The 21,285-nt window shown below is 69.5% G+C and carries 17 protein-coding genes; 12 read left to right on the forward strand and 5 right to left on the reverse strand.

What is annotated here, in order from left to right:
* The first annotated feature begins 1 nt into the window (after window position 1).
* From ACFLIM_RS37230 to ACFLIM_RS37250, 5 genes are read left to right on the forward strand one after another with little or no spacing between them, the layout of a single operon-like run.
* Window positions 2-919 (forward strand): carbohydrate ABC transporter permease, encoded by a 918-nt coding sequence (locus tag ACFLIM_RS37230; RefSeq protein ID WP_393173084.1) that lies wholly within the window; start codon window positions 2-4, stop codon window positions 917-919.
* On the forward strand, window positions 916-1,794 hold the full coding sequence (locus ACFLIM_RS37235) for a carbohydrate ABC transporter permease (protein ID WP_393173085.1): 879 nt from the start codon (window positions 916-918) through the stop codon (window positions 1,792-1,794). The genes ACFLIM_RS37230 and ACFLIM_RS37235 overlap by 4 nt, the downstream gene beginning before the upstream one ends.
* Before the next feature lie 14 nt (window positions 1,795-1,808).
* Window positions 1,809-2,615, forward strand: a complete 807-nt coding sequence (locus ACFLIM_RS37240) for a VOC family protein (protein ID WP_393173086.1) — start codon at window positions 1,809-1,811, stop codon at window positions 2,613-2,615.
* Window positions 2,612-3,562, forward strand: coding sequence for an aldo/keto reductase (locus ACFLIM_RS37245; RefSeq protein WP_393173087.1), 951 nt, complete (start codon window positions 2,612-2,614; stop codon window positions 3,560-3,562). Before ACFLIM_RS37240 ends, ACFLIM_RS37245 begins: the two co-directional genes overlap by 4 nt.
* Window positions 3,563-3,599: 37 nt before the next feature.
* The gene (locus tag ACFLIM_RS37250) at window positions 3,600-5,054 is read left to right on the forward strand and encodes a GH1 family beta-glucosidase (protein ID WP_393173088.1); all 1,455 of its coding nucleotides are present in this window, start codon (window positions 3,600-3,602) and stop codon (window positions 5,052-5,054) included.
* A gap of 23 nt (window positions 5,055-5,077) precedes the next feature.
* Here ACFLIM_RS37250 and ACFLIM_RS37255 read toward each other — a convergent pair whose 3' ends face one another.
* From ACFLIM_RS37255 to ACFLIM_RS37270, 4 genes are all read right to left on the reverse strand, one after another.
* Window positions 5,078-6,028 carry a LysR family transcriptional regulator gene (locus ACFLIM_RS37255; RefSeq protein ID WP_393173089.1) on the reverse strand — a complete coding sequence of 317 codons (951 nt, stop codon included), beginning with the start codon at window positions 6,026-6,028 and terminating at the stop codon, window positions 5,078-5,080.
* Between the two features lie 76 nt (window positions 6,029-6,104).
* Window positions 6,105-6,608: a 2,4'-dihydroxyacetophenone dioxygenase family protein gene (locus tag ACFLIM_RS37260; RefSeq protein WP_393173090.1), complete on the reverse strand. Its 504-nt coding sequence runs from the start codon at window positions 6,606-6,608 to the stop codon at window positions 6,105-6,107.
* A gap of 37 nt (window positions 6,609-6,645) precedes the next feature.
* The gene (locus tag ACFLIM_RS37265) at window positions 6,646-7,380 is read right to left on the reverse strand and encodes an SDR family NAD(P)-dependent oxidoreductase (protein ID WP_393173091.1); all 735 of its coding nucleotides are present in this window, start codon (window positions 7,378-7,380) and stop codon (window positions 6,646-6,648) included.
* Window positions 7,381-7,748: 368 nt separating this feature from the next.
* Window positions 7,749-8,354 (reverse strand): TetR/AcrR family transcriptional regulator, encoded by a 606-nt coding sequence (locus ACFLIM_RS37270; protein WP_393173092.1) that lies wholly within the window; start codon window positions 8,352-8,354, stop codon window positions 7,749-7,751.
* A 121-nt stretch (window positions 8,355-8,475) separates the two neighbouring features.
* Between ACFLIM_RS37270 and ACFLIM_RS37275 the strand changes: the two genes are divergently transcribed.
* Window positions 8,476-9,501, forward strand: coding sequence for a hypothetical protein (locus ACFLIM_RS37275; RefSeq protein ID WP_393173093.1), 1,026 nt, complete (start codon window positions 8,476-8,478; stop codon window positions 9,499-9,501).
* Window positions 9,502-9,771: 270 nt separating this feature from the next.
* Window positions 9,772-11,544, forward strand: a complete 1,773-nt coding sequence (locus ACFLIM_RS37280) for an OmpL47-type beta-barrel domain-containing protein (protein ID WP_393173094.1) — start codon at window positions 9,772-9,774, stop codon at window positions 11,542-11,544.
* A gap of 37 nt (window positions 11,545-11,581) precedes the next feature.
* On the opposite strand, the gene ACFLIM_RS37285 is transcribed toward ACFLIM_RS37280, so the two are convergent.
* The gene (locus ACFLIM_RS37285) at window positions 11,582-12,763 is read right to left on the reverse strand and encodes a PucR family transcriptional regulator (RefSeq protein WP_393173095.1); all 1,182 of its coding nucleotides are present in this window, start codon (window positions 12,761-12,763) and stop codon (window positions 11,582-11,584) included.
* Between the two features lie 229 nt (window positions 12,764-12,992).
* Here ACFLIM_RS37285 and ACFLIM_RS37290 point away from each other — a divergent pair, with 229 nt between their 5' ends.
* The 5 genes from ACFLIM_RS37290 (at window position 12,993) to gntF (ending at window position 21,184) form a co-directional block, all read left to right on the forward strand.
* Window positions 12,993-15,305: a peptidase M6 gene (locus ACFLIM_RS37290; protein ID WP_393173096.1), complete on the forward strand. Its 2,313-nt coding sequence runs from the start codon at window positions 12,993-12,995 to the stop codon at window positions 15,303-15,305.
* 317 nt (window positions 15,306-15,622) lie between these two features.
* Window positions 15,623-17,674 (forward strand): ATP-binding protein, encoded by a 2,052-nt coding sequence (locus ACFLIM_RS37295; protein WP_393173097.1) that lies wholly within the window; start codon window positions 15,623-15,625, stop codon window positions 17,672-17,674.
* Between the two features lie 96 nt (window positions 17,675-17,770).
* Window positions 17,771-19,318 carry an FAD-dependent oxidoreductase gene (locus tag ACFLIM_RS37300; protein WP_393173098.1) on the forward strand — a complete coding sequence of 516 codons (1,548 nt, stop codon included), beginning with the start codon at window positions 17,771-17,773 and terminating at the stop codon, window positions 19,316-19,318.
* A 19-nt stretch (window positions 19,319-19,337) separates the two neighbouring features.
* Window positions 19,338-19,853 (forward strand): hypothetical protein, encoded by a 516-nt coding sequence (locus ACFLIM_RS37305; RefSeq protein WP_393173099.1) that lies wholly within the window; start codon window positions 19,338-19,340, stop codon window positions 19,851-19,853.
* Window positions 19,850-21,184 carry a guanitoxin biosynthesis pre-guanitoxin forming N-methyltransferase GntF gene (gene gntF / locus ACFLIM_RS37310; protein ID WP_393173100.1) on the forward strand — a complete coding sequence of 445 codons (1,335 nt, stop codon included), beginning with the start codon at window positions 19,850-19,852 and terminating at the stop codon, window positions 21,182-21,184. Before ACFLIM_RS37305 ends, gntF begins: the two co-directional genes overlap by 4 nt.
* Window positions 21,185-21,285 lie beyond the last annotated feature (101 nt).

Consider the following 21,285-nt stretch of genomic DNA (forward strand, 5'->3'; position numbering starts at 1 on the left):
CATGGCCCTCCACGTCACCGGCAGGAGGCCTGCGCGGGCGAGGGTCAGGGAGGCGGGGGTCGGCTACCTGTTCGTCGCGCCGATCGTGATCTTCTTCGCGATCTTCGTCGGTTACCCCTTCGTGCGCTCCCTGTATCTGAGCCTGTCGGATTGGTCGGGCATCGGCGAGCCGCGGTTCGTGGGGTTCGGCAACTTCGGCTTCATGCTGCGCGACCCGGTGTTCTGGCAGGCCCTGACCACCACGGTGGTCTTCACGGCCGTCACCACCGTGCTGCAGACAGTCGTGCCGCTGCTGCTGGCCGTCCTGATGAACGGCCCGTGGCGCGGCTCGGTGATCTACCGCACGCTGCTGTTCATGCCGGCCGTGATCTCGCTCGTGGTGACCGGCGCGCTGTGGCAGCTCATCTACGAGCCCAACCTGGGCACGCTGAACGAGGCGCTGCGCGCGCTCGGTCTGGGCACGCTCGCGCAGCCCTGGCTGGCCGACCCGGACCTGGTCGTGCCCGCGCTGATCGTGGTCTCGCTCTGGCAGGCCGCGGGGCTCTACATGCTGATCTACCTGGCCGGCCTGCAGGGCATCGACCCGACGCTGTACGAGGCCGCCCGCATCGACGGCGCGGGCCCGTTCCAGCGCTTCCGCCGCGTCACCGTGCCCGCGCTGCGCATGGTCACCGGCGTGGTGGTGCTGCTCAACCTGATCAACGGGCTCAAGACCTTCGATCTCATCTACGTCATGACCGGCGGCGGCCCGAACCGCGCCTCGGAGGTGCTCGGCACGTACCTGTACGGCCTGGCGTTCGGCAACGAATCGGGCGCGACGCCGTCGTTCGGGTACGCCACCGCGATCAGCATGGTGATCTTCGTGCTCTGCATGCTCGTGACCATCGCCCAGCTACGGATCTCCAGGAGGACGGCATGACGCTCGCCCGAGCGCACGGCTCCGCGCGCTGGCGCAGTGCCTCCCGGGTGCGGGCTCAGCGGCGGGCCTGGCACTCGGCCGCCTACGTCGCACTGATCACGATCTCCGCGGCGACGGCCTTCCCGTTCGTCTGGATGCTGCTGACGTCGGTACGTCCCAGAGACACCGTCTTCAGCGGCTCGGCCGTCCCGGACAAGATCACCTTCGACGCCTACGAGCGGGCCTGGTCGCAGCTCGACTACCCCTCGCACTTCGCCACCACGCTGGTGATCACCGCCATCACGGTGGTGGCGGTGCTCGCGCTGGCCACCCTCGGCGGATACGCCTTCGCCAAGCTGCGCTTCCCCTTCAAGGGGTTCCTCTACCTCGCGCTGCTCAGCACGATGATGTTGCCGGTGACGGCGATCATCCTGCCGCTCTTCCTGCAACTGCGCACCATGGACCTGCTCGGCACGCGGCAGGGCCTGATCCTCGTCTACGTCGGCACGTCGCTGCCGTTCGCGATGTTCCTGATGCGCGCCTTCTTCGAGACGCTGCCCGACGAGCTCGTGCACGCCGCCAGGGTGGACGGCGCGGGGGAGTTCGCCATCTTCTGGCGGGTCATGCTGCCGCTGGCCGCGCCGGGCGTGGCCACCGTGGTGATCTTCCAGTTCATGACCACCTGGAACGAGTTCCTCTACGCGCAGACCTTCCTGCAGAACCCCGGCTACCTGCCGCTGCAACCCGTGCTGTACACCATCGTCGGGCAGTACTCCACCGACTGGCCGCTGATCTGCGCCTCGCTGACCATGTCGATCCTGCCGATCGTGCTGGTCTACATGCGCATGCAGCGGCGCTTCGTGGCCGGCCTCACCCTGGGCGCGATCAAGTCATAGTGAAGGGAACACGGGTGTCCATCCACCACATCGAGATCGGCGTCAGCGACCTGGCCCGCTCCGTCGACTTCTACCGCGACCTGCTCGACCTCAAGCCGGTAGGAGGCGGCCAGGATGCGAGCATCGCCCGGCTGTCGGCGGGACCGGTGACGCTCGACCTCGTCGAGGTCGCCGGCGGGAGCCTGGGCGGCTGGGTCAACGACGACCTGCAGCGCGGCGTGCGGCACATCGGCTTCAAGGTCGGCGACGTCGACCTGCGGGCCGAGAGGGTGCGCGACGCGGGCGTCCCCTTCACCCTGCCGCCGCTGGACGCCGTGGGCGGCGTCCGGCTGGCCTTCTTCCAGGACCCCGACGGCACCCATCTGGAGATCATCGACAAGTACCTGCAGTACCACGTGATCGGCTCGGCGGAGCTCGCCGCGCGTGAGCGCGCCGCCGCGCGCGCCAGGCCCCGCGACGCGGCCCCCGCCTTCGACCACGTCGCCGTCACTGCCGCCGACCTCGACGCCGCCCTGGCGTTCTACCGCGACATGCTCGGGTACGAGTTGATCGGCCAGATCTCCCAGGACCAGGACCCGCGCGGATTCCTGCTGACCTACCTGGCGGCCGGCGACGCTGTGCTGGAGATCTTCACCTTCACCGCGCCCAAGACCCCGGGGCCCGGGGCGCCCGATGAGGCCAGGCTCGGCTTCCGTCATGTCGGCATAGCCGCCGGGGACCAGATGTCCGCCCTGCTGTCGGCCGCCGGTGCCCGCTCCACTCCCGACGGCCTGCTCGCCGGCCCGGACGGCGTGGCCCTGCACCCCGTACCCGCACGATGACCGGCGCAACCGCCTTCCCCCGCAGGCCGCTGGGCGCCACCGGGTTGCACGTCACGCCGATCTGCGTCGGCGGAGGCCCGCTGGGCAGCATGCCGGAGAACTTCGGCTACGAGGTCGGCGCCGAGCGGGGCATCTCGACCGCGCTGGCCGCGCTCACCGGCCCCTTCAACTTCCTGGACACCGCCGCCGGCTACAGCGGCGGCGAAAGCGAGCGGCGCATCGGTACGGCGCTGGGGCGGCTCGGCGGCGTGCCGGACGGCTTCGTGCTGGCCACCAAGGTAGACCGCGAGGGCGCGGACTTCTCGGGCGACCAGGTACGCCGCTCCGCCGAGGGCAGCCTGGCCCGCCTCGGGCTCGACTTCCTGCCCCTGGTATACCTGCACGACCCCGAGCACATCACCTTCGAGCAGGGCATGGCCGCCGACGGCCCGGTCGAGGCGCTGCTCGCGCTGCGGGAGGAGGGCGTGATAGGCCACCTGGGCGTGGCGGGCGGGCCGGTACGGCTGATGTCCCGCTACCTGCGCACCGGCGCCTTCGAGGTGCTGATCACACACAACCGGTGGACCCTTGTCGACCGTTCTGCGAACGAGCTCGTCGACGAGGCCGTCTCCCTCGGCGTGGGCGTCGTGAACGGCGCTCCCTTCGGCGGCGGCGTGCTGGCCAAGGGAACCGGCACCTACCAGAGGTACGCCTACCGGGACGCCGCCGCGGAGACACTGCGCAGAATCAGGCAGATGGAGGACGCCTGCACGCTGCACGGCGTGCCACTGGCCGCCGCCGCCCTGCAGTTCTCCCTGCGCGATCCGCGCATCACCTCGACCATCGTCGGCGCCTCCCTTCCCGAGCGGATCGCCGAGACCGCCGGCCTCGCCACCCGCGCCGTCCCGGACGAGCTGTGGGACGCGCTCAGCCCGCTGGCCGCACCCGCGGACCTGTGGCTGCGGTGACCGCCTACGACCACCGCGAACGTCAGGAGAACCCCACATGACCGACACCCGGACCACCGCTCCCGCCTCCGTGTGCTTTCCCCCGGGCTTCGCCTGGGGTGCGGCGAGCGCCGCGTACCAGATCGAAGGCGCCACCGCGGAAGGCGGCAGGGGCCCCTCCATCTGGGACACCTTCGCCCACACGCCCGGCGCCATCCTCGACGGCGACACCGGCGACGTGGCCTGCGACCACTACCACCGGTACCGCGAGGACGTGGCGCTGCTCGCCGGCCTCGGCCTGACCCACTACCGCTTCTCGCTGTCGTGGTCACGGCTGCAGCCCGGCGGGCGCGGGCCGCTCAACCCCGCGGGCGTGGCCTTCTACGACCGGCTGATCGACGAGTTGCTGTCGCGTGACGTGCTGCCGTGGGTGACGCTCTACCACTGGGACCTGCCCCAGGAGCTGGAGGATGCGGGCGGCTGGCCGGAGCGCGCCACCGCCCACCGCTTCGCCGAGTACGCCGAGGCGGTGCACGCCCGCTTCGCCGACCGGGTGCGCTCCTGGACGACGCTCAACGAGCCGTGGTGCGCGGCCTACCTCGGCTACGCGTCGGGAGTGCACGCACCCGGCCGCCGCGAACCGGCCGCCGCCGTCCGTGCCGCCCACCACCTGCTACTCGGCCACGGCCTGGCGGTGCGCGCCATGCGGGCCCGCGACGACTCCGGCTCGTTCGGCATCACGGTGAACCTCTACCCCGTCGACTCGGCCGGCGACCCCCCTGCCGACGCCGACGCCGACGCCGACGCCGACGCCGACGCCGACGCCGACGCGGACGCGGACGCGGACGCGGCCCGGCGCATCGACGCGCTGATGAACCGCCAGTTCCTCGACCCGCTGCTACGCGGCTGCTATCCGGCCGACCTGCTGGGCGACCTCGCACACGTCACGGACACCGGGCACATCGAGGACGGCGACGCCGAGGTGATCGCGCAGCCGCTGGACTTCCTCGGCGTCAACTACTACAGCCGGCACGTCGTACGCGCCGGACGGCCGGACTCCGGCGCGAGCACCCCGTGGGTGGGCAGCGACGACGTGGAGTTCGTCGGCCGCGGCCTGCCCGCCACGGAGATGGGCTGGGAGATCGACCCGGACGGCCTGCACGACGTGCTCGTCAGGATCCACCGCGAGTACGACGCACCGCCCCTCTACGTCACGGAGAACGGCGCCGCCTTCGCCGACGAGCCGGAGCCCGGCGGTCAGGTGCCGGACCCGCGGCGGATCGACTACCTGGACCGCCACTTCCGCTCGGCGGCCCGCGCCATAGCGGACGGCGTGGACCTGCGCGGGTACTTCGTGTGGTCGCTGACCGACAACTTCGAGTGGGCCTGGGGGTACGCACGCAGGTTCGGGCTGGTCTACATCGACTACCCGACCCAGCGCCGCATCCCGAAGGACAGCGCCCGCTGGCTGGCGGCGGTCACCCGTCGCAACGGCCTCGAAGGCGTTCCGTAGACCGCTGACACGCGGAGTCGTTGTCAGAGCCGCCCGGATGGCTGCTCGTCCCAGGGCCAGCGGGGGGTGGGCAGGGCCGCGAGGGTCTCCCGAACCGCCTCCACCGCCGGTGACACCACCCCGCCGGTGCGCCACCACGCCGCCACCACGCGCTCGCAGTACGGCTCGGCGATCGGCACCAGGGTGACCCCTTGGGTGTTGGCAGTGGTCATGGCCAGGCTGTTGGTGACGCCGGTGCCCATGCCGTGGCGTACCAGGGAGATGAGGGTCTGCGGCTGGTTGGTCTGGGCGACGATGATCGGGTTGAGGCCGGCCATGGCGAAGGCGAGGTTGGCCTCGTACTGGCGGCCGTGGCCCTCGCCGCTCTCGCCGATGCTCACCACGGGCAGGGCGGCGATCTGGGTGAGCCGTACGCTGGTCGTGTGCGCGAGTGGGTGGTTGTCGCGGAAGACGGCCACCAGCGGTTCGCGCCACAACACCTGGCTGACCACGTCATCGGAGTTGACGAGCGGCTGCAGCGGCCGGATGGCCAGGTCGACGGCGCCTTCGACGAGGTCGTCGCCGAGCGCCACGCTCGGTCCCTCGCGCAGGACGAGCCGTACGTGCGGGTGCGTCGCGTGCAGTGCCCGTACGGCCAGCGGGTAGAGGTAGGAGGCGGCGCTGGGGTAGGCGCCGAGCCGTACCTCGCCGCGTACGACGCCTCCGGTCAGTTCGGCGAGGAGGCTGAGCCTGCGCAGGATCTCCTCGGCGTGTGGCAGCAGCGCGCGGCCCTCGGGCGTGAGCGCCGCGGGTTGCAGGGAGCGATCCAGCAGCCGGGCGCCGAGCAGGCGTTCGAGCTCGGCGACGTGGCTGCTGACCCGGGGCTGGGAGCGGTAGAGGGCCTTGGCCGCGGCCGAGAAGCCGCCGTGGTGGGCGACGGCCACGAAGCTGACGATCCAGTCGATCCGGTAGTGGTGCACGTTTCGGATGTCCATCAGCCCCGCTCCCTCGCCGCGGCTCCGGAGCTTACCGCGAGGTTCGCGAACGGGACACACCCGGATCAGATGGTCGTCAACGGATGAACTGGTTGACGTAGTCGGCTCCGAGACCGGCCTTGTCGTAGTGCGCGCGGCACATGTCGATCTTGGTGAAGGTGTCCTCGTAGCCGATCTGCGCGCCGTTCTCGTCGACGTAGGCCATCGCGCCCGTGATGTTGAAGAACGTGATCATCTCTGGGCAGTCGTCCGGCACGGCCAGCGTGTGGATCTCGCCCGGCGGCTCGTAGACGAACTGGCCGGCCTCGGCGACCCACTCGTGCTCGTAGTAGTGCCACTTGCCCTTGATCACGTACCCGAAGACCACGCCGGGATGGCGGTGCCGGGACACGATGCCCGCGGCGGTGACCTTGAGCAGGTTGCACCATTGCCCGGTCACCGTGTTGAACATCAGCGGCCGGAACCACACGTTGGGCGCCTGCGGCACCCACACCCGGTCATCCTCGGGGACGGCCGCAACGGCGATCTCCGGCGGCACCACGGAGGAGATCGGGATCACGGGGGCTTGCGTTCCGCTCAAGAGTCGCTCCTTGTCATCAGAAGTCTGGTTCTCGCTGTCACGCGGCCAGGTAGCCGCCGTCCACCGGCAGCACCGCGCCCGTGATGAACCGGGCGTCCGGGCCGCACAGGAACGCCACCGCTCCCGCCACGTCCCCGGGCTCGCCCCAGCGGCCCATCGGGGTGCGCTCGACGATCTTCCGAGCGGCCGCGCCGTCCTCATGCAGGGCGGCCGTCAACGCGGTACGGATCCAGCCCGGGGCCACCGCGTTCACCCGGATGCCCTCCGCCGCCCACGCCACCGCCAGCGCCTTGGTCAACTGCATGACCCCGCCCTTGCTCGCCGTGTACGCGGGCGACTTCGGGCCGCCGAAGAAGCTGAGCATCGACGCCACGTTCACCACACATCCCGCGGAACGGCGCAACAGGCCGTGGGCCGCGACGCAGGCCCGCATGGTGCCGGTCAGATTGACGCCGACCACACGGGCGAACACCTCCGGGTCGTACTCCTCATCCCTGGCGATCACCCCTGCGGCGTTCACCAGCACGTCCAGCTGGGAGAGCCCGCCCAGGAAGCGCTCCAGCGCCCCCGCCTCGGTCAGATCCAGCAGAACCGGCCGCACCGTGCCCGAAAGGCACTCCGTGCCCGCGCTGAGGCCGGCGGCGAACACCTGGGCCCCCGACGCGGCGAAGCGTTCAGCCACAGCCGCACCGATGCCACTGGTGCCACCGATGACGACCACGGTGCGGCCGTCCTTGCCGCCGCCCGGACCCGCCGAATGTGCTTCGTTCACGGTGATCCTCTCCGCCAGGGCTATCGACACCTGCGATTCAACCGCCGGACCGGCTCTCCGCCACCGATCATGCGGGACGGGGATGAGGGCCATTCGAATCGCTCCCGCAGCCCGCCCGTGACCTCTCCGTCAGTGCCCATGCCCGTGCCCATGGCCGCGCCGTCGCCAGCTCACGTCGTCCGGATCGCGGGGCGTGCGATCGGCGGCCAGGACGCCTAAGGAAGATCGTCCTCTGCGCGCCGTCTTGCCTTGCTCACGATCCGTCACCGCACCACGCAATGATTGCCAGAGCCAAGATCAGAGAGCGTCATCACGGGTCAGAAACCGCGACAGCGGACACTGGTATAGGTCTCAGCGCCGGCGGAAGATCAGCTTGGGGTCGGACCGCGTTGCCGCACTAGAGGCAGGTACACCTCGTCGACGATCTCGACGAGGACGTCGTCGGGTGCGGTAGGGACCCCGCGCACGACGAATTCGTTGCGTAGCAGGACGATGGCCACGGTGGCGACCCGTGGATGGAGCGCTTCGGGGGCTGCATCACCGCGTGCGATCGCGCGGCCCAGGATGGTCAACCAGGGGGCGGCTGCGGCGTCGCCGGACTGGTCTTGCAACTGCGCCAGGAGTTCTGACGCGCCGCCGGCTGCAGAGAGTAGTTCGCGCAGGATCGCGCCGAGGGGGGAGCTCCAGTAGCGGTTCGCCTGGCGTAGCTGCTCCAGGACGTCGCCGCGCAGATTGCCGGTGTCGGGGGGCGGGACCGTCGTGGTCAGTTGCCGATAGGCGGCGATGCCGAGCGTGAGGCGGTTTGGCCAGCGGCGGTAGATGGCGTTCTTGTTGGTGCCGGCGCGGGTGGCGACCTTGTCCATGGTCAACCCGGCGTATCCGGACTCGGCGAGTTCGTCCACCGCGGCGCGCAGGATCGCCTCCTCCAGGGCAGCTCCGCGTCGCCGCGTCTGCCCGGCACCTGGCCGCCTCATCGGAGCCCCTTCCCGCAAGCGGTACCGGTCGTACCTTCCTATTTTGGTTGTCACCCCTGGGCCATAGCAACTAGGGTACAGCGAGTACCGTAAGAATTCTCGCCGAAAGAAGGCGCAACACGTGCGAGCCAAGGGCATCAGCTACGACACCGGCTTCGTCTACAACGGAGCCATCGGCCACGAGCTCTTCGACTCGGAGGTAGTCAAACGCGAGCTGCGCATCATCCGTGATGACCTGCACTGCACTGCGGTCCGCGTCATGGGTGGCGATCCGGAACGGATCGAACTCGCGGCGGCGCACGCCGCCGACCTCGGCCTCGAGGTCTGGTTTTCCCCCTACCCGCTGGAACTGACCACCGACGAGATGCTGTCGCTGTTCGCCGACTGCGCCGCGCGCGCGGAGCGGCTCAGGCAGCGGGGAGCCGAGGTCGTGTTCGTCACAGGCGCCGAGCTCAGCTTGATGAACAAGGGATTCCTGCCCGGGGACAGCACCGACGAGCGGGTCGAGTTGCTGAGCCGGCCACATCGCGTGCGCGAGCAGATCGGCGAGCTCAGCGCGCGTGTCAACGACTTCCTCGGCAAGGCCGTGGCACTCGTCCGTGAGCACTTCGGCGGCAAGGTGACCTACGCCTCCGTACCGCTTGAGCGCGTCGACTGGGCACCCTTCGACATCATGTCCGTGGATCTCTACCGGTCGGCCGAGATCGCCGACCGCTTCGCCGAAGGCGTCCATACTCTCGTCGCGCAGGGAAAGCCGGTCGCGATCACCGAGTTCGGCGCGGCCGGCTACCAGGGTGCCGGCGACCGGGGCGCTCGCGGTCTGGAGATCGTCGAGTACGACAAGGACACCCGTGCACCTGTTCGGCTGAACGGTGAGTACGCCCGCGACGAGGCCGGTCAGGCCGCGTATCTGCGCGAACTGCTGGAGGCCTTCGAAGCCGGCGGCATCGACGGCACCTTCGTGTTCACCTTCGCGCTCTATGACCAACCGCACCGCCCCGACGGCGACCCCCGCGAGGACCTGGACCTGGCCAGTTACGGCATCGTCAAGGTCTACGAGGACCGCCTCGGAGCCACCTACCCCGACATGCCATGGGAACCCAAGGCCGCGTTCGCCGCCCTCGCCGACTACTACCGGGAGCACTGAGCAACCGTGCGTTCTTGACCATCGGCATTATGTGCTACTTGTTCGCTCGGAGGGACGGACGGCCGAGGAGGATCCCGCCGCGCTCGTCGAATCCCTGGTCATCGACCGGCGGACGTCCGCCGGTCGTGATCCTTCGACAATGGTAGGTCCCCGGCGTCAATTCTTCCGTCAGCTGCGCCAGTACACGGTGCGCCGAGTCGGGATTAGATTCTGCCGACCCATTCCATTGGCACCGACCTGCCAGCCCCTCATGCATGGAACGGATTCGTCATGGCCAAGCGTCAGGCAGTCCTGGCTACCCTCGGCGTATTAGTCGCGAGCGTCAGTGCGATCGGAGTTCTTCCCGCACAAGCCGCGACACCACACCCACTCCCGATCACTGTCAATCGCGCCGCGGCGGGAGCCGTCGCGGCCACGCCTGAGGTCGCTCTCGAGGTCAAGTTCCAGGAGGCGCTCCGGGTCCGCGGGACGAGCCAGGAACTGCGCAGCACCCGTGGCGAGAACCTGGATTCCGTCCAGACCGTCCTCGACCGTCATCGCGCCCGGTCGGTCACGCCGCTGCTGCCGAGCGCGTCGGTCGCCAAGCTGGACGACCTGAGCACCAGGGCGAAAGCCCGCGCCGGCGAGGCGGTCCCCGACATGGCCTCCTGGTACAGCGTCGTGCTGCCCGCCGACGTGGACGTAAAACAGGTGATCCAGGAACTCCGATCGCTCCCCGAGGTGGCCTTCGCCTATCCGGCCCCCGACCCCGCCCCACCGCCCGCGTCATCGACTCCGGACTTCACCGGGATGCAAGGGTACCAGCGGCCGGCGCCGCAGGGCATCGACGCCGACTTCTCCCACCAGGATCCGCGAGCCCGCGGCGCCGGGATCAAGATCGTCGACTTGGAGTACGACTGGAACATGTCCCACGAGGACCTCCAGCTGGACTCGTCGAGCGACCTCGGCGGCTCGGTGTTCCCACGGTACACGGGCTTCGCGGACGAGCATGGGACCGCGGTCTTCGGCGAGCTGGTCGCCCGGGACAACGGGTACGGCGTGACCGGCAGCGTGCCGGAGGCCACGATGTACGGCATCTCACCCAGCCAGGCACTGGCCAGTGGGGGCACCCGATGGAGCCCGGGCGCGGCACTGGCGTATCTCGCCGGCCTCAACGTCCTCGAACCCGGCGACGCCGTGCTGCTCGAACAGCAGACGTCGGGCCCGCTCGGCGGCAGCAACTACGCGCCGCTGGAGTGGATACCGTCGGTCTTCGACGCGATCCAACTGCTCAACGGGCTCGGGGTCACGGTGGTGGAGACCGGCGGCAACGGCAACCAGAATGTCGACTCCGAGCTGTACGTCCAGAACGGGATCAAGTGGTTCGACCGGAGCGTCCAGGACTCCGGCGCGATCCTGGTCGGCGCCGGCAGCGACACCGAGCGTGAGCGCCTGGGTTTCTCCAACTACGGCGCCCGGTTCGACCTGCAGGGCTGGGGCCGGAACATCGTGACCACGGGCAGCAACGGCAGCCTGTTCGGCGGGACCGACCCGGCGAACCTCAACGTCCGGTACACCAGGTCGTTCGGCGGCACGTCCGGTGCCGGGCCGATCGTCACCGGCGCGGTCGTGGCCGTCCAGTCCTACCTGAAGGCCACCGGCCAGGACCCGTGGACCGCCGCGCAGATCGCCGACCTGCTGAAGCGCACGGGCACCGCGCAGGGCCCCACCACCGCGGGAGAGCACATCGGCCCCCTGCCCAACCTCGCGGCGGCCCTGAAGGCGATCGAGGTCGACCCGCCGACCACCGAGGCGGAGCTGAGCCAGCGTCCTCCTCGCCAGGGCGACTCGTACAACAATCCCTTCGTGACGCTCACGGCGAGCGACGGCTGGGGCTCGGGCGTGACCGGGACCCAGTACCGGCTCGACGGTGGGAAGTGGAAGACGTACAGCAAGCCGTTCCGGGTCCTAGGCGAGGGCGGGCACACGATCGGCTTCCGTTCCACCGATGCCAACGGAAACCAGGAGGAGACCCGGTCGCTGTCCTTCCAGAACCACCGGTGATGGAGACCTGAAGTGTGACGGCGGGGCCGGTGGAGCGCTACATCGGCCCCGTCAGCCGTGCCAGTTTCAATGCCAGATGCAGGGACAGCCGCTCGTTGCCGTTCCTCAGGTCGGTGCCGGTGAGTTGTTCGACGCGCTGTAGCCGGTAGTACACCGAGGTGCGGTGCAGATTCATCTGAACCGCGGTGGCATGCGCGTTGCCCGCCAGGTCGAGATAGGTCTCCAGGGTCTCCAGCAGCGGCCGGTTGGTCGGATCCTCGATCAGCTTCTCGAGGCCGGGATGGACGCCGGCGGTGCTCACCTCGCTGGACAGCTGTGACAGCACGCGGTAGACCCCGAGCTGCGACCAGTTCGCCACCGGCCCGACCGCTGGAACCTGCACGGCGACCCGGGCGGCCAGCGCAGCCTCGTCGTAGGACATGCGGACCTCGGACAACTCCGGGCGGGGGCGCCCCACGCCGACCACAGCGCCGGCCACCGAGGAGACTCCGCGGATGGTCGTCTGCAGCACGTCGTTCAAGTGCTCGGCGACGGCACGCGAGGTGGCGGCGCCCCGCCTGTCATGGACCAGCAGCACGCCGTGGTCGTAGCGCACCAGATGCACCGCCTCCCTTGAACCGGTCCACCGGCGGCTCGCGACCAGTGCCTGCTCCAGGGCGATGCGGGCCAGGTCGTCGAGCCGCACGTTCGGCTGCAGGATCAGCCGGGCGACGACCGCCGTTGTGGGGACGTCGTCGTCGGAGAGCAGGCCGCTTTCGAGCAACGTCATCGCGCCATGCCGCCGGGCGTCCCGCTCGTCGGCGAGCAGCAGGCGGATCGCCTCCGTCTCCCGCTGTGAGGCCAGCTCTCCGGCGAGATTCTCGCGGTACAACGCGAGAGCCAGGTCGGTGGTCGTCCTGGACACCGCCGCGATCTCGTCGTCGGTCATCGACTGACCGGCGTCGATGAGCCAGACGAACCCGAGCAGCAGGTCACCGTGGCGGATCGGCACGCAGACCCTGGGCAGCATCTTCAGCTCGTCGCAGGCCGGGGTGCGGATCGGATCCTTGGCCTGCATGATGCCGACCTCCCGGAAGAACGCGATCACCTCCGGGGTGGTCTGCCTGCGCAAGATCGACAGTCGGCGTACTTCGTCCATCGGCTCGAGTTGCTCGCTGTACACGACCACCCGCTGGCGATGGTCCTCGATCAACGCGGGGCGGCCGACGCGGCTCGCCACAGAGTCCACGATCGCTTGCAGCTCTAAGAGCATCGCACCGCTTTCGACGGGAGTAGGACAACTTTCTCCCGTTATTTGCCGGATAGTGCCTCTTCTCAAACGGCGTGATCGATGAGTCCCGACATATGTCGGGGCGGCCGGCAACGCACTTTCGGCATCTGCACGGTGACGAGTGCCCGTTCCGATCGTATGGTTCCGCCTTGCGCATCCGTTTAGGAAGGTGTTGCTTGTGCTCTTGAACCGCGGCCACCGCTCATCCCGACGATTGTCGGCCAAGGCCCTGGCGGTGTTCTGTACCCTCGTGCTCGGCTTATCGCTGAACATGACGCAGACCAGCCAGGCCACCACCACGGCGTGGGACCCTCCCGCACTGCAGCCGATCGACCCGCAGCGCGTGCAGGACCAGCAGGACATGACCTGGCAGGACTACAAGCCGATTCCCGGGGTGAGCTGGGCCACCAACGGCGCGGTCCCGACCGGCCGCGCGCTCCGGGTGGCACTCGTCGCGGTCGACTTCCCCGACCAGCCGTTCGTGATCACCAAGCCGAAGCAGTCCGACCCGTTCGGCAACCCGCAGATCGACCCCATCACCCGGGACAAGGTCGCGCAGTTCTACGCCGACTTCTTCAACAAGCCGAGCCCGGTGAACCACTACCAGACCATCAACGGGTACTGGATGGAGCAGAGTGGTGGCAAGATCGGCATCTCCTCGGTAACCGCCTTCGGGGCGTACCGGATGCCGAAGAACTCCTCCCAGTACGGCCTCAACGACATCGGCCAGCCACAGCAGCAGGGCTGCCCCGGCCAGACCACGGTGACCGGGAACCAATCCGGCGTGACCACCATCGCGGTGGAGTCGACCAAGTTCCTCAAGGTCGGCGACCTCATCACGATCGCGGGGGTCTCCCCGTCAGGGCAGAGGGTCGTCACCGCCATCCCGGACGACACCCACCTCACCCTCGACGGGACGGTGACGGTCACCGACAAGGCCGGCATCAACAACTGTGCCGGGACCCGCCTGGAGACCGACGCCGACAAGCTCTGGCACGCCGACGCGAGCTGCACCGGCAACTGCGGCTACGACGTGATCATGCGGATCTACGCCGGCTACGACGAGACCTCGGTGTGGCAGGAGTTCGGCGAGATGAAGTTCAACTCGCCGCAGGATGTGCCGCGGGAGATCTGGGGCAACCCGAACCCGGCGCTGCCCACCTCGGTGCAGAGCCGGTACGTCCCCTGGACCTCCTGGCTCGCCGGCTCGCAGCTGTGGGGCCAGTCGACGGTCCGGCAGGGTGAGAGCTCGGGCACGATCACGCACGAGCTGAGCCACTTCTTCTTCAGCATCGGCGACAACAACAACAATCCGTACCTGCAGCCGTACCACCGGGTGGGGTCGGGTCCGTGGGACATGATGGACCGGGGCTCGTTCAATGGGCCGGGCGGTCCGCACAGCCGCTGGCAGGTGCCCGCGCAGCAGGGCGCCTCGATGGGAGCCGAGCAGACGCTGCGGAACAAGATCGGAATGGGATTCGTCCCCTACTCCTCGGTGCTGCGGCTCAACCGTGACGGGCTCGCCAAGTCCGGCCTCGCGGTCGTGGACGTGATCGCCAGGGCGGTGAACACCAGCCCGCTGCCGAAGGGCACCCGGGCGGGCGTCCAGGTGCTGCTGGACGGCGCCGCGCCAGTCGACCGTTCGCCGGCCTGTGACGTCAACACCAACCCGCTGTGCGACGGAGGCGGCCCCTCCGGCGGGTGGAGCAACTACACGCTCGAGACGGTGCAGCGCATCGGGTACGGCTCGTTCCAGCCGGACAACGGCGTGCTGATCGCCAAGAACAAGGCCTACGAGCCCGGAGGCGACGGAAAGGAAGGCGCGACCTGCGGCTACAACTGCTTCACGTGGGCGGTGGACGCGCATCCCGAAGACATCGACATGCTGGACTACAAGCGGCCTGACGGCACCGAGGTGAAGCGCACGATCGGCGACTACCGGCAGCTCAACGACGCGCTGTTCCACGCCGGAACGAACTCGGGCTCGAAGAACGAGTACGTCGACGCCACGAACGGCCTGCACTTCTACATCCTGAACAAGTACCAGGACGCCAAGGGCCTCCTGCACTACGTCATCGGCGTGCAGAACCCGGCGGGCGCCGGACCGCAGCTGCGCGGCGTGGCGGTGGCCATGGGGCTGCCGGGCGGCAAGGCCCCTGCATATGCCACCAACTGCTCGTTCCGGGTGACCAACACCGGCAAGGACGCGGCCACCGATCCGGCGCTGCACCCGCAGGATGAGCGAGCCCACCTGCACAACGACGTCTACCGGTTGTCGGCCTCGGTCACGGGCAGCGGCTGGTCGGCGCAACCGGGCAACAACCTGACCACGGCCGCGTTCGGCAAGTCGGTCGATGTCCCGGTCTTCGTGACCCGGACGCCGGGCAGCGCCCACTCCGCCACGGTCAAGCTGACCGCGACCTCGGTGAGCGATCCGGGGAAGGTGGCCACCTCCACCTGCAAGGTGAAGACCAAGGACACCGACCACTGACCAGGTGACCCCGCACTCGCCCTGGCCCGGCACCCGTCGGCCAGGGCGAGCGGCACGTCCACACTCCGGAACCGCCCGCCTCACGCGCGGAACGCCCAGTTTCTGCTGAGCGGGAGCGGCGCAAGGGGCGCATGCTCGACCGGCGCGCACCGGATGAGGGCGGAGATCGCGATCTGCGGGCGCTGTGGCTGAGCGGGGCGGCGCTGGCCGCCGTCGCCGTCCGATTCGCGCTCCACGTCCGCAAGCCCGCCGCTCCGGCATAGCCTGTACCTGTGCTGAGTCCGGCGCCTGGGGCGCGCGGGTGGGCGGGAGCTGCGATGGCGAACGATTTCGCGTCGGTCATCGATGAGGCCCGCCACCGGGCCTTCGTGGGAAGAGCGGGTGAGCTCGCCAGCTTCGACGAGGCGCTGCGGGCCGACACGCCGCGCCGGGTGCTCTTCGTGCATGGCCCCGGCGGGATCGGCAAGACCACGCTGCTTCATCAGTTCCGGATGCGCGCTCAGATCGCCGGTCGCCCGGCCGTCGCCATCGACGGCCGGGATGTCGATGGCTCACCGGAGAGTTTTCGGGCGGCGGTCGACCGGGCGGTCGCCAGGTGCTCGGGGGGCGATGCTCCGAGCCGTGACGGTCTTCCCGGGGCCGTACTGATGCTCGACGGCTATGAGCATCTGGGCGCGATCGACGCCTGGGTGCGCGAGGAGTTTCTGCCCTCGGTACAGGCCGGGGCGGTCGTCGTGCTGGCCGGGCGTAACCCGCCGAGCGCGCCGTGGCGTACCGATCCGGGGTGGCGGGCCCTGGTCGCCTGTCACCGGCTGGAGACGCTGAGCGGGGCCGAGAGCGCCGAGCTGCTGGAACGCGCCGGGGTCGCCGGCTCGCTCAACCCGCACCTCGCGGCCCTCGGCCGCGGGCACCCGCTCACGCTGGCGCTGCTGGCGAACGCCGCCGCGTCCGGTTCGGTGCCCGACGACCTGGCAAGCGCGCCCGACCTGGTGGCCGCGCTGGTGACTCAGGTGGTCGGCGACGTACCCGACGAAGCGCACGCCATCGGGCTGGCGGTGTGCGCGCAGGCCTGGCTCACCACCGAGGATCTGTTACGCCGCGCCGTCGGTGATCGCGCCCCCGAGATCTGGGACTGGCTGGAAAGCCGGCCGTACGTCAGCCGGGGGGCGGACGGCCTGTACGCGCATGATCTGGTACGTGACCTGCTCGATGCCGATATCCGGCGCCGGTCGCCGGATGCCTTTCGGCGGGTCCATCGGATCGTTCATGGATACGTCATCGCCTGTCTGCGTCGCGCCGACGGCACCGACCGCTGGCTCGCGGCCCATCAGAAGGTCTACCTCCACCGGAGAAGCCCGCTGGGCGGACAGTTCTGGGCCCTGCGCGAGCAGGGGGCGGCGGCCGTGGTCCCCGGGCGTCGCGAGGACCACCAGGGCGTGCTCGAGGTGATCGAGCGATTCGAGGGTGAGCAGAGTGCGGTGCTCGCCGAGCGATGGCTCGACGCGCAGCCCGAGAATCTGGTCGTGGTGCGGTCGCCGGCCGGCCTGGTCGGCTTCGCGTTCCAGATCGTCTATCCCGCCGACCCGTCGCTGTGCGACGCCGATCCCGTGGTGCGTGCCACGCTCGACGCGGCGGCGCGGATCTCGCCCGCCCGGTCCGGTGAGCAGATCAGCATCGCCCGGTTCTGCTCCGGCATGACCGGCCATCAACGCGACCCGTACGCCGTGCTGGCGGGATCGGTGATGTGCACGATCGATTGGGTGTCACGGCCCCTGGCCTGGTCGTTCATGACGACCCTCGACCCTGAGTTCTGGGGACCCGCCATGCACTATGTCGCTCTCACCACCGAGCTCACGACCGAGTTCGCCGACCGGCGATACAGCGTGTACGGGATCGACTGGCGTCGTCTGACCATCGAACGGTGGCTCGAACTCCTGGGCGAGCGTGAGCTGTCGGGCGCGAGCGGGCCACCGCCCGCGGACATGCTACGTCCCGCACCGCTCGACCGGGCACGCTTCGACCAGGCCGTCCGCGCCGCTCTGCGCGACCTGCACCGGCCGGACCTGCTCGGCGCCGGTCCGCTGATGGGCTCCGCCCTGGCCGTCGGATTCGACGGGGCCTCCGTCGAACGGCTCCACGCCATGCTGCTCGGCGGTATCGAGCAGATGGGACGCGAGCCTCGCGCCGAGACGCTGTGCCGGGTGCTCGATCGCACGTTCGTACGGGCGGCGCCCACGCAGGAGACGGCCGCCGAGCTACTTGATCTTCCCTTCTCCACGTACCGGCGCCACCTGGCCAAGGCCATCGAGCGCCTCACCGACCTTTTGTGGGCCGTTGAGATCGGTGAGATCCGGCTGGACGTCCAGTGAGCACCGATTAGGCACCGATCAGGCACCGACCGATCTGGAGGGTGAGCGGCCCGGCGCCTGATGCTGTCAGCACCGAACCGATCAGGGAGGTGCGCCATGGCAGAGGTAGTGGTGCTGGGAGCAGGGCTCAACGGCTTGGCGACGGCGATGCTGCTCGGCAACGACAGGCACCGCGTCACCGTGCTGGAACGCGACGCCGCCGAGCCGAGCGGCGATCCCGCGGAGTTATGGGAGAACTGGGACCGGCGCGGGGTGAACCAGTTCCGGCAGCTCCACTTCATGCTGCCGCGCTGGCGGCTGGTGATGGAGCGCGAACTGCCCGCGGTGATCGAGGAACTCGATGCCCTGGGCGCCACCCGGGTGAACCAGATCCAGGATCTCCCCATGGAGCTGAGCGGTGGTCCGCGCGAAGGCGACGAGCGCTTCGAGACGGTGACGGCGCGCAGGCCCGTGCTGGAGGCGGCGCTGAGCGCGGTCGCGGCCCGTACGCCCGGTGTGACGATTCGCCGGGGCGTCACGGTCACGGGGCTGATGGCGGGGCCGGCGTCGATCGCCGGGGTACCGCACGTGGCCGGCGTCCTGACCGACGAGGGGACGGCGATCCGCGCCGATCTGGTCGTCGACGCCTCGGGCCGCCGGTCGGCGGTGGTCGGCATGCTGGACGCCCTCGGGTGCCGCCGTCCCGTGGAGGAGCGGGAGGATTCGGGGTTCGTGTACTACACCCGCCACTTCCGGTCGAGGAACGGGACCCTGCCCGAGATGCGGGCGACGGTTCTTCAACGCTTCGAGAGTGTGTCGCTGCTCACGCTGCCGTGCGACTCCGACACCTGGGGCGTGGCGTTCATCACGGCCGCCCGGGACAAGAGGTTGCGTGCGCTGCGCGACGTCGAGGCGTGGGAGACGGCGCTGGCCCTGTATCCGACCGTCGCACCCTGGGGTGTCGGCGAGCCGCTCACCGACCCCCAGGTGATCGCCGGCATCGAGGACCGCTACCGCCGGTTCGTCGTCGACGGCACGCCGGTGGTCACCGGGCTGGTCGCAGTGGGGGACGCCTGGGCGTGCACCAACCCCTCTCTTGCGCGGGGCACGTCGATCGGCCTGCTCCACGCGTGCGGCCTGCGCGATCTGCTGCGCGAAGTCGGGCCCGACCAGGCGGGCAGGCTGGCCGTACGGTTCGACGAGGTCACCGAGACGACGGTCGCCCCCCTTTACCGCATGACGCTCGCCTTCGACCGGCATCGGCTGGCGGAGATCGACGGCGAGATCACCGGCAAGCCGTATCGGACCTCCGACGCCACCTGGGCGATGAGCAAGGCAATGTACGCGGCGGCCTACCGCGATCCCGACGTGCTGCGCGCCTACAGCGCGATCGCCGCGCTTATCGCCACGCCGCAGGAGGTGCTGGCCGAGCCCGGCATGGTCGGCAAGGTCACCACCACCGCCGCCGGCGCGCCGCCTTACGCGACGCCAGGCCCGAGTCGCGCCGAATTGCTGGCCGCCATCGATGAGGGGGAGCCGCATCAATCCCGCCGATCATCCACCCGGACCCTGTCCGAGCCGGTACGAGCCCCTACCGAGAGCAGCGTGCGCATCAAGGTCAACGGCATCGGCATCAACCAGGAGCCGCTCTGTGGCTCATCGTAGCCATGGGAAGGTCCGGGCCATGATGTATCCATCCGCGGTGGCCCCGCCATCTGGCCACCTGGCCGTGGCGAGGCCGCCGCGGAGTCTGCTGACCGATCCGGCCGGCCTGTTCGCCGAGCTGGCCCGGCTGAGCTTGCCGCGCGGCCACTACGTGGTGTGCGGTTCAGCCGCCCTGTACGTGCGCGGGTTGCGTGCCCGCATGGGCGACCTGGACGTGCTGGCTCGTGGCGTGGCCTGGAACGTGGCGCTGTCTCTGGGAATGGTCGCCTTCGCGCCCGGGTCGGCGGGGAGTGCGGTCGGGCTGCTGGGCGCCGACAGCACCCTCTACACCGGCCCGCTCACCGCGCTGTCGGGCGGCCTGGATGCCAGCTTTCTGACATCGGGACTGGTGGCCGGGGGGATGTATCTCATTTTGCACGCGTTCCGCAGGCCGGCCGAGCCGCCGGTCCCGATCCCGGCCTGGCGGCAGGAGTACCTCCGATCGTCCGCCTGGGCTCTGGCCAGCCGCCCGGCCCACACGGCGGCGCGGGCATGAACGAGTGGGCGGCCGTCCGGTTCCTCAGGCGTGTCCTGGCGGGTCGCAGGGAACTCAAGCACTGGACCGTCAGCCTGGCCGCCAGCGCGGCGTCGACCTACGCACTAGACGCGAGCGCGGCAGCAGCAGGGGTCTACCTGGTCGCCTCCGGTCTGCTCGCAGGCCTCAACCATCAGTGGGTGGTGGCGTTTCTCGTCGCGAGCTACGCGGTCTGGGGATTCGGCCTGCGTGCCAACCTGCGGGCGAACTGGACGCTGCTGGCGACGACGGGGACCAGCACCAACGTGCTGTCCAAGGCAGCCTACGACCTGACCCGGCGCAAAACGAGCAGCACGCGCGCACCGCGCCTGGCGGCGGCCCTCGGGTACATCGGCACGGAGGTCGCCAAGGAAGTGCCCTACTACGCGGCTGCCTTCGGTGTTGCGGTCTTCAGCGACTCGATCACCTCCAATGAGGCACTCATCTTCCTCGGCGGCGCGAACCTCGGAGCCGCACTGTACGAATACGGGCTCGCCCGCCTCACCAGAGCCGTCCTCCATCGTCGCCGCCCCAGGTACGCGTCGTTCGACACCGACTGGGTACCGGCGGAGTACCTCACCGGCTACTACAGCACTCTCGAACCGGACGAGATCGCCACCATCGCGTTCTTCGTCGACACGATGCACCGCGCGCAACGCGATCAACCCGTCCTATTCTTCGGCGTCGGGCCCACCCTGCACCATGTGTTCGCGGCCGCCGAGGTCGCATCCGAGATCCACCTGGGCGACTATCTGCCGGCAAACCTGACAGAGATCCAGCGGTGGATCGAACGCGAACCAGGTGCCCACGACTGGCGACCCTTCGTCCGCTACACCCTGCAGTGCGAGGGAATCAGCGACCCGACCGACGAAGACGTGGCAGCCCGTGAGGATCTCACCAGAGAAAAGATCACCGAACTGATCAGGGTCGACGGCCGGCACCGTCGCCCAGTGGAGCGACACTACGCAACGGTGATCAGCGCCTATTGCGCGGACTCCGCCACCGGCGACCGTGCGACGTGGGAGCTGTTCATGCGCCACATCACCGGCCTGGTCCGGCCGGGGGGTATCTTCGTTACCGCCGCCCTGCGCCGATGCCGCAGCTACACCGTCGCGGGAAAGGCCTTTCCCAGCGCCGATGTCGACGAACACGACCTCCGGGCCGTGCTGCAGCCCGAGTTCGGGCCGCTGAACGGGTCGATCGAGGTCAGGCAGATGGCCCAGGACGCCACCCACGGTTACTCGGCGATCGTGCTTTGCTGTGCCCGCAGACACATGCCGCCGAACCAGCGGAAACACCAGGCCCGGGTCTGAAGGCGTCTCGGGATGACCCCGATTCAGAGTGGAAAGTCCAACACTGCTCGCCTCCCGAGCTCCGGATCTACCAGCGCAAGCTCCGCGAAGCGGCATATGTC

Origin of the sequence: Nonomuraea marmarensis (genome assembly GCF_043197025.1) — a bacterium.
Taxonomy (GTDB): domain Bacteria; phylum Actinomycetota; class Actinomycetes; order Streptosporangiales; family Streptosporangiaceae; genus Nonomuraea; species Nonomuraea marmarensis.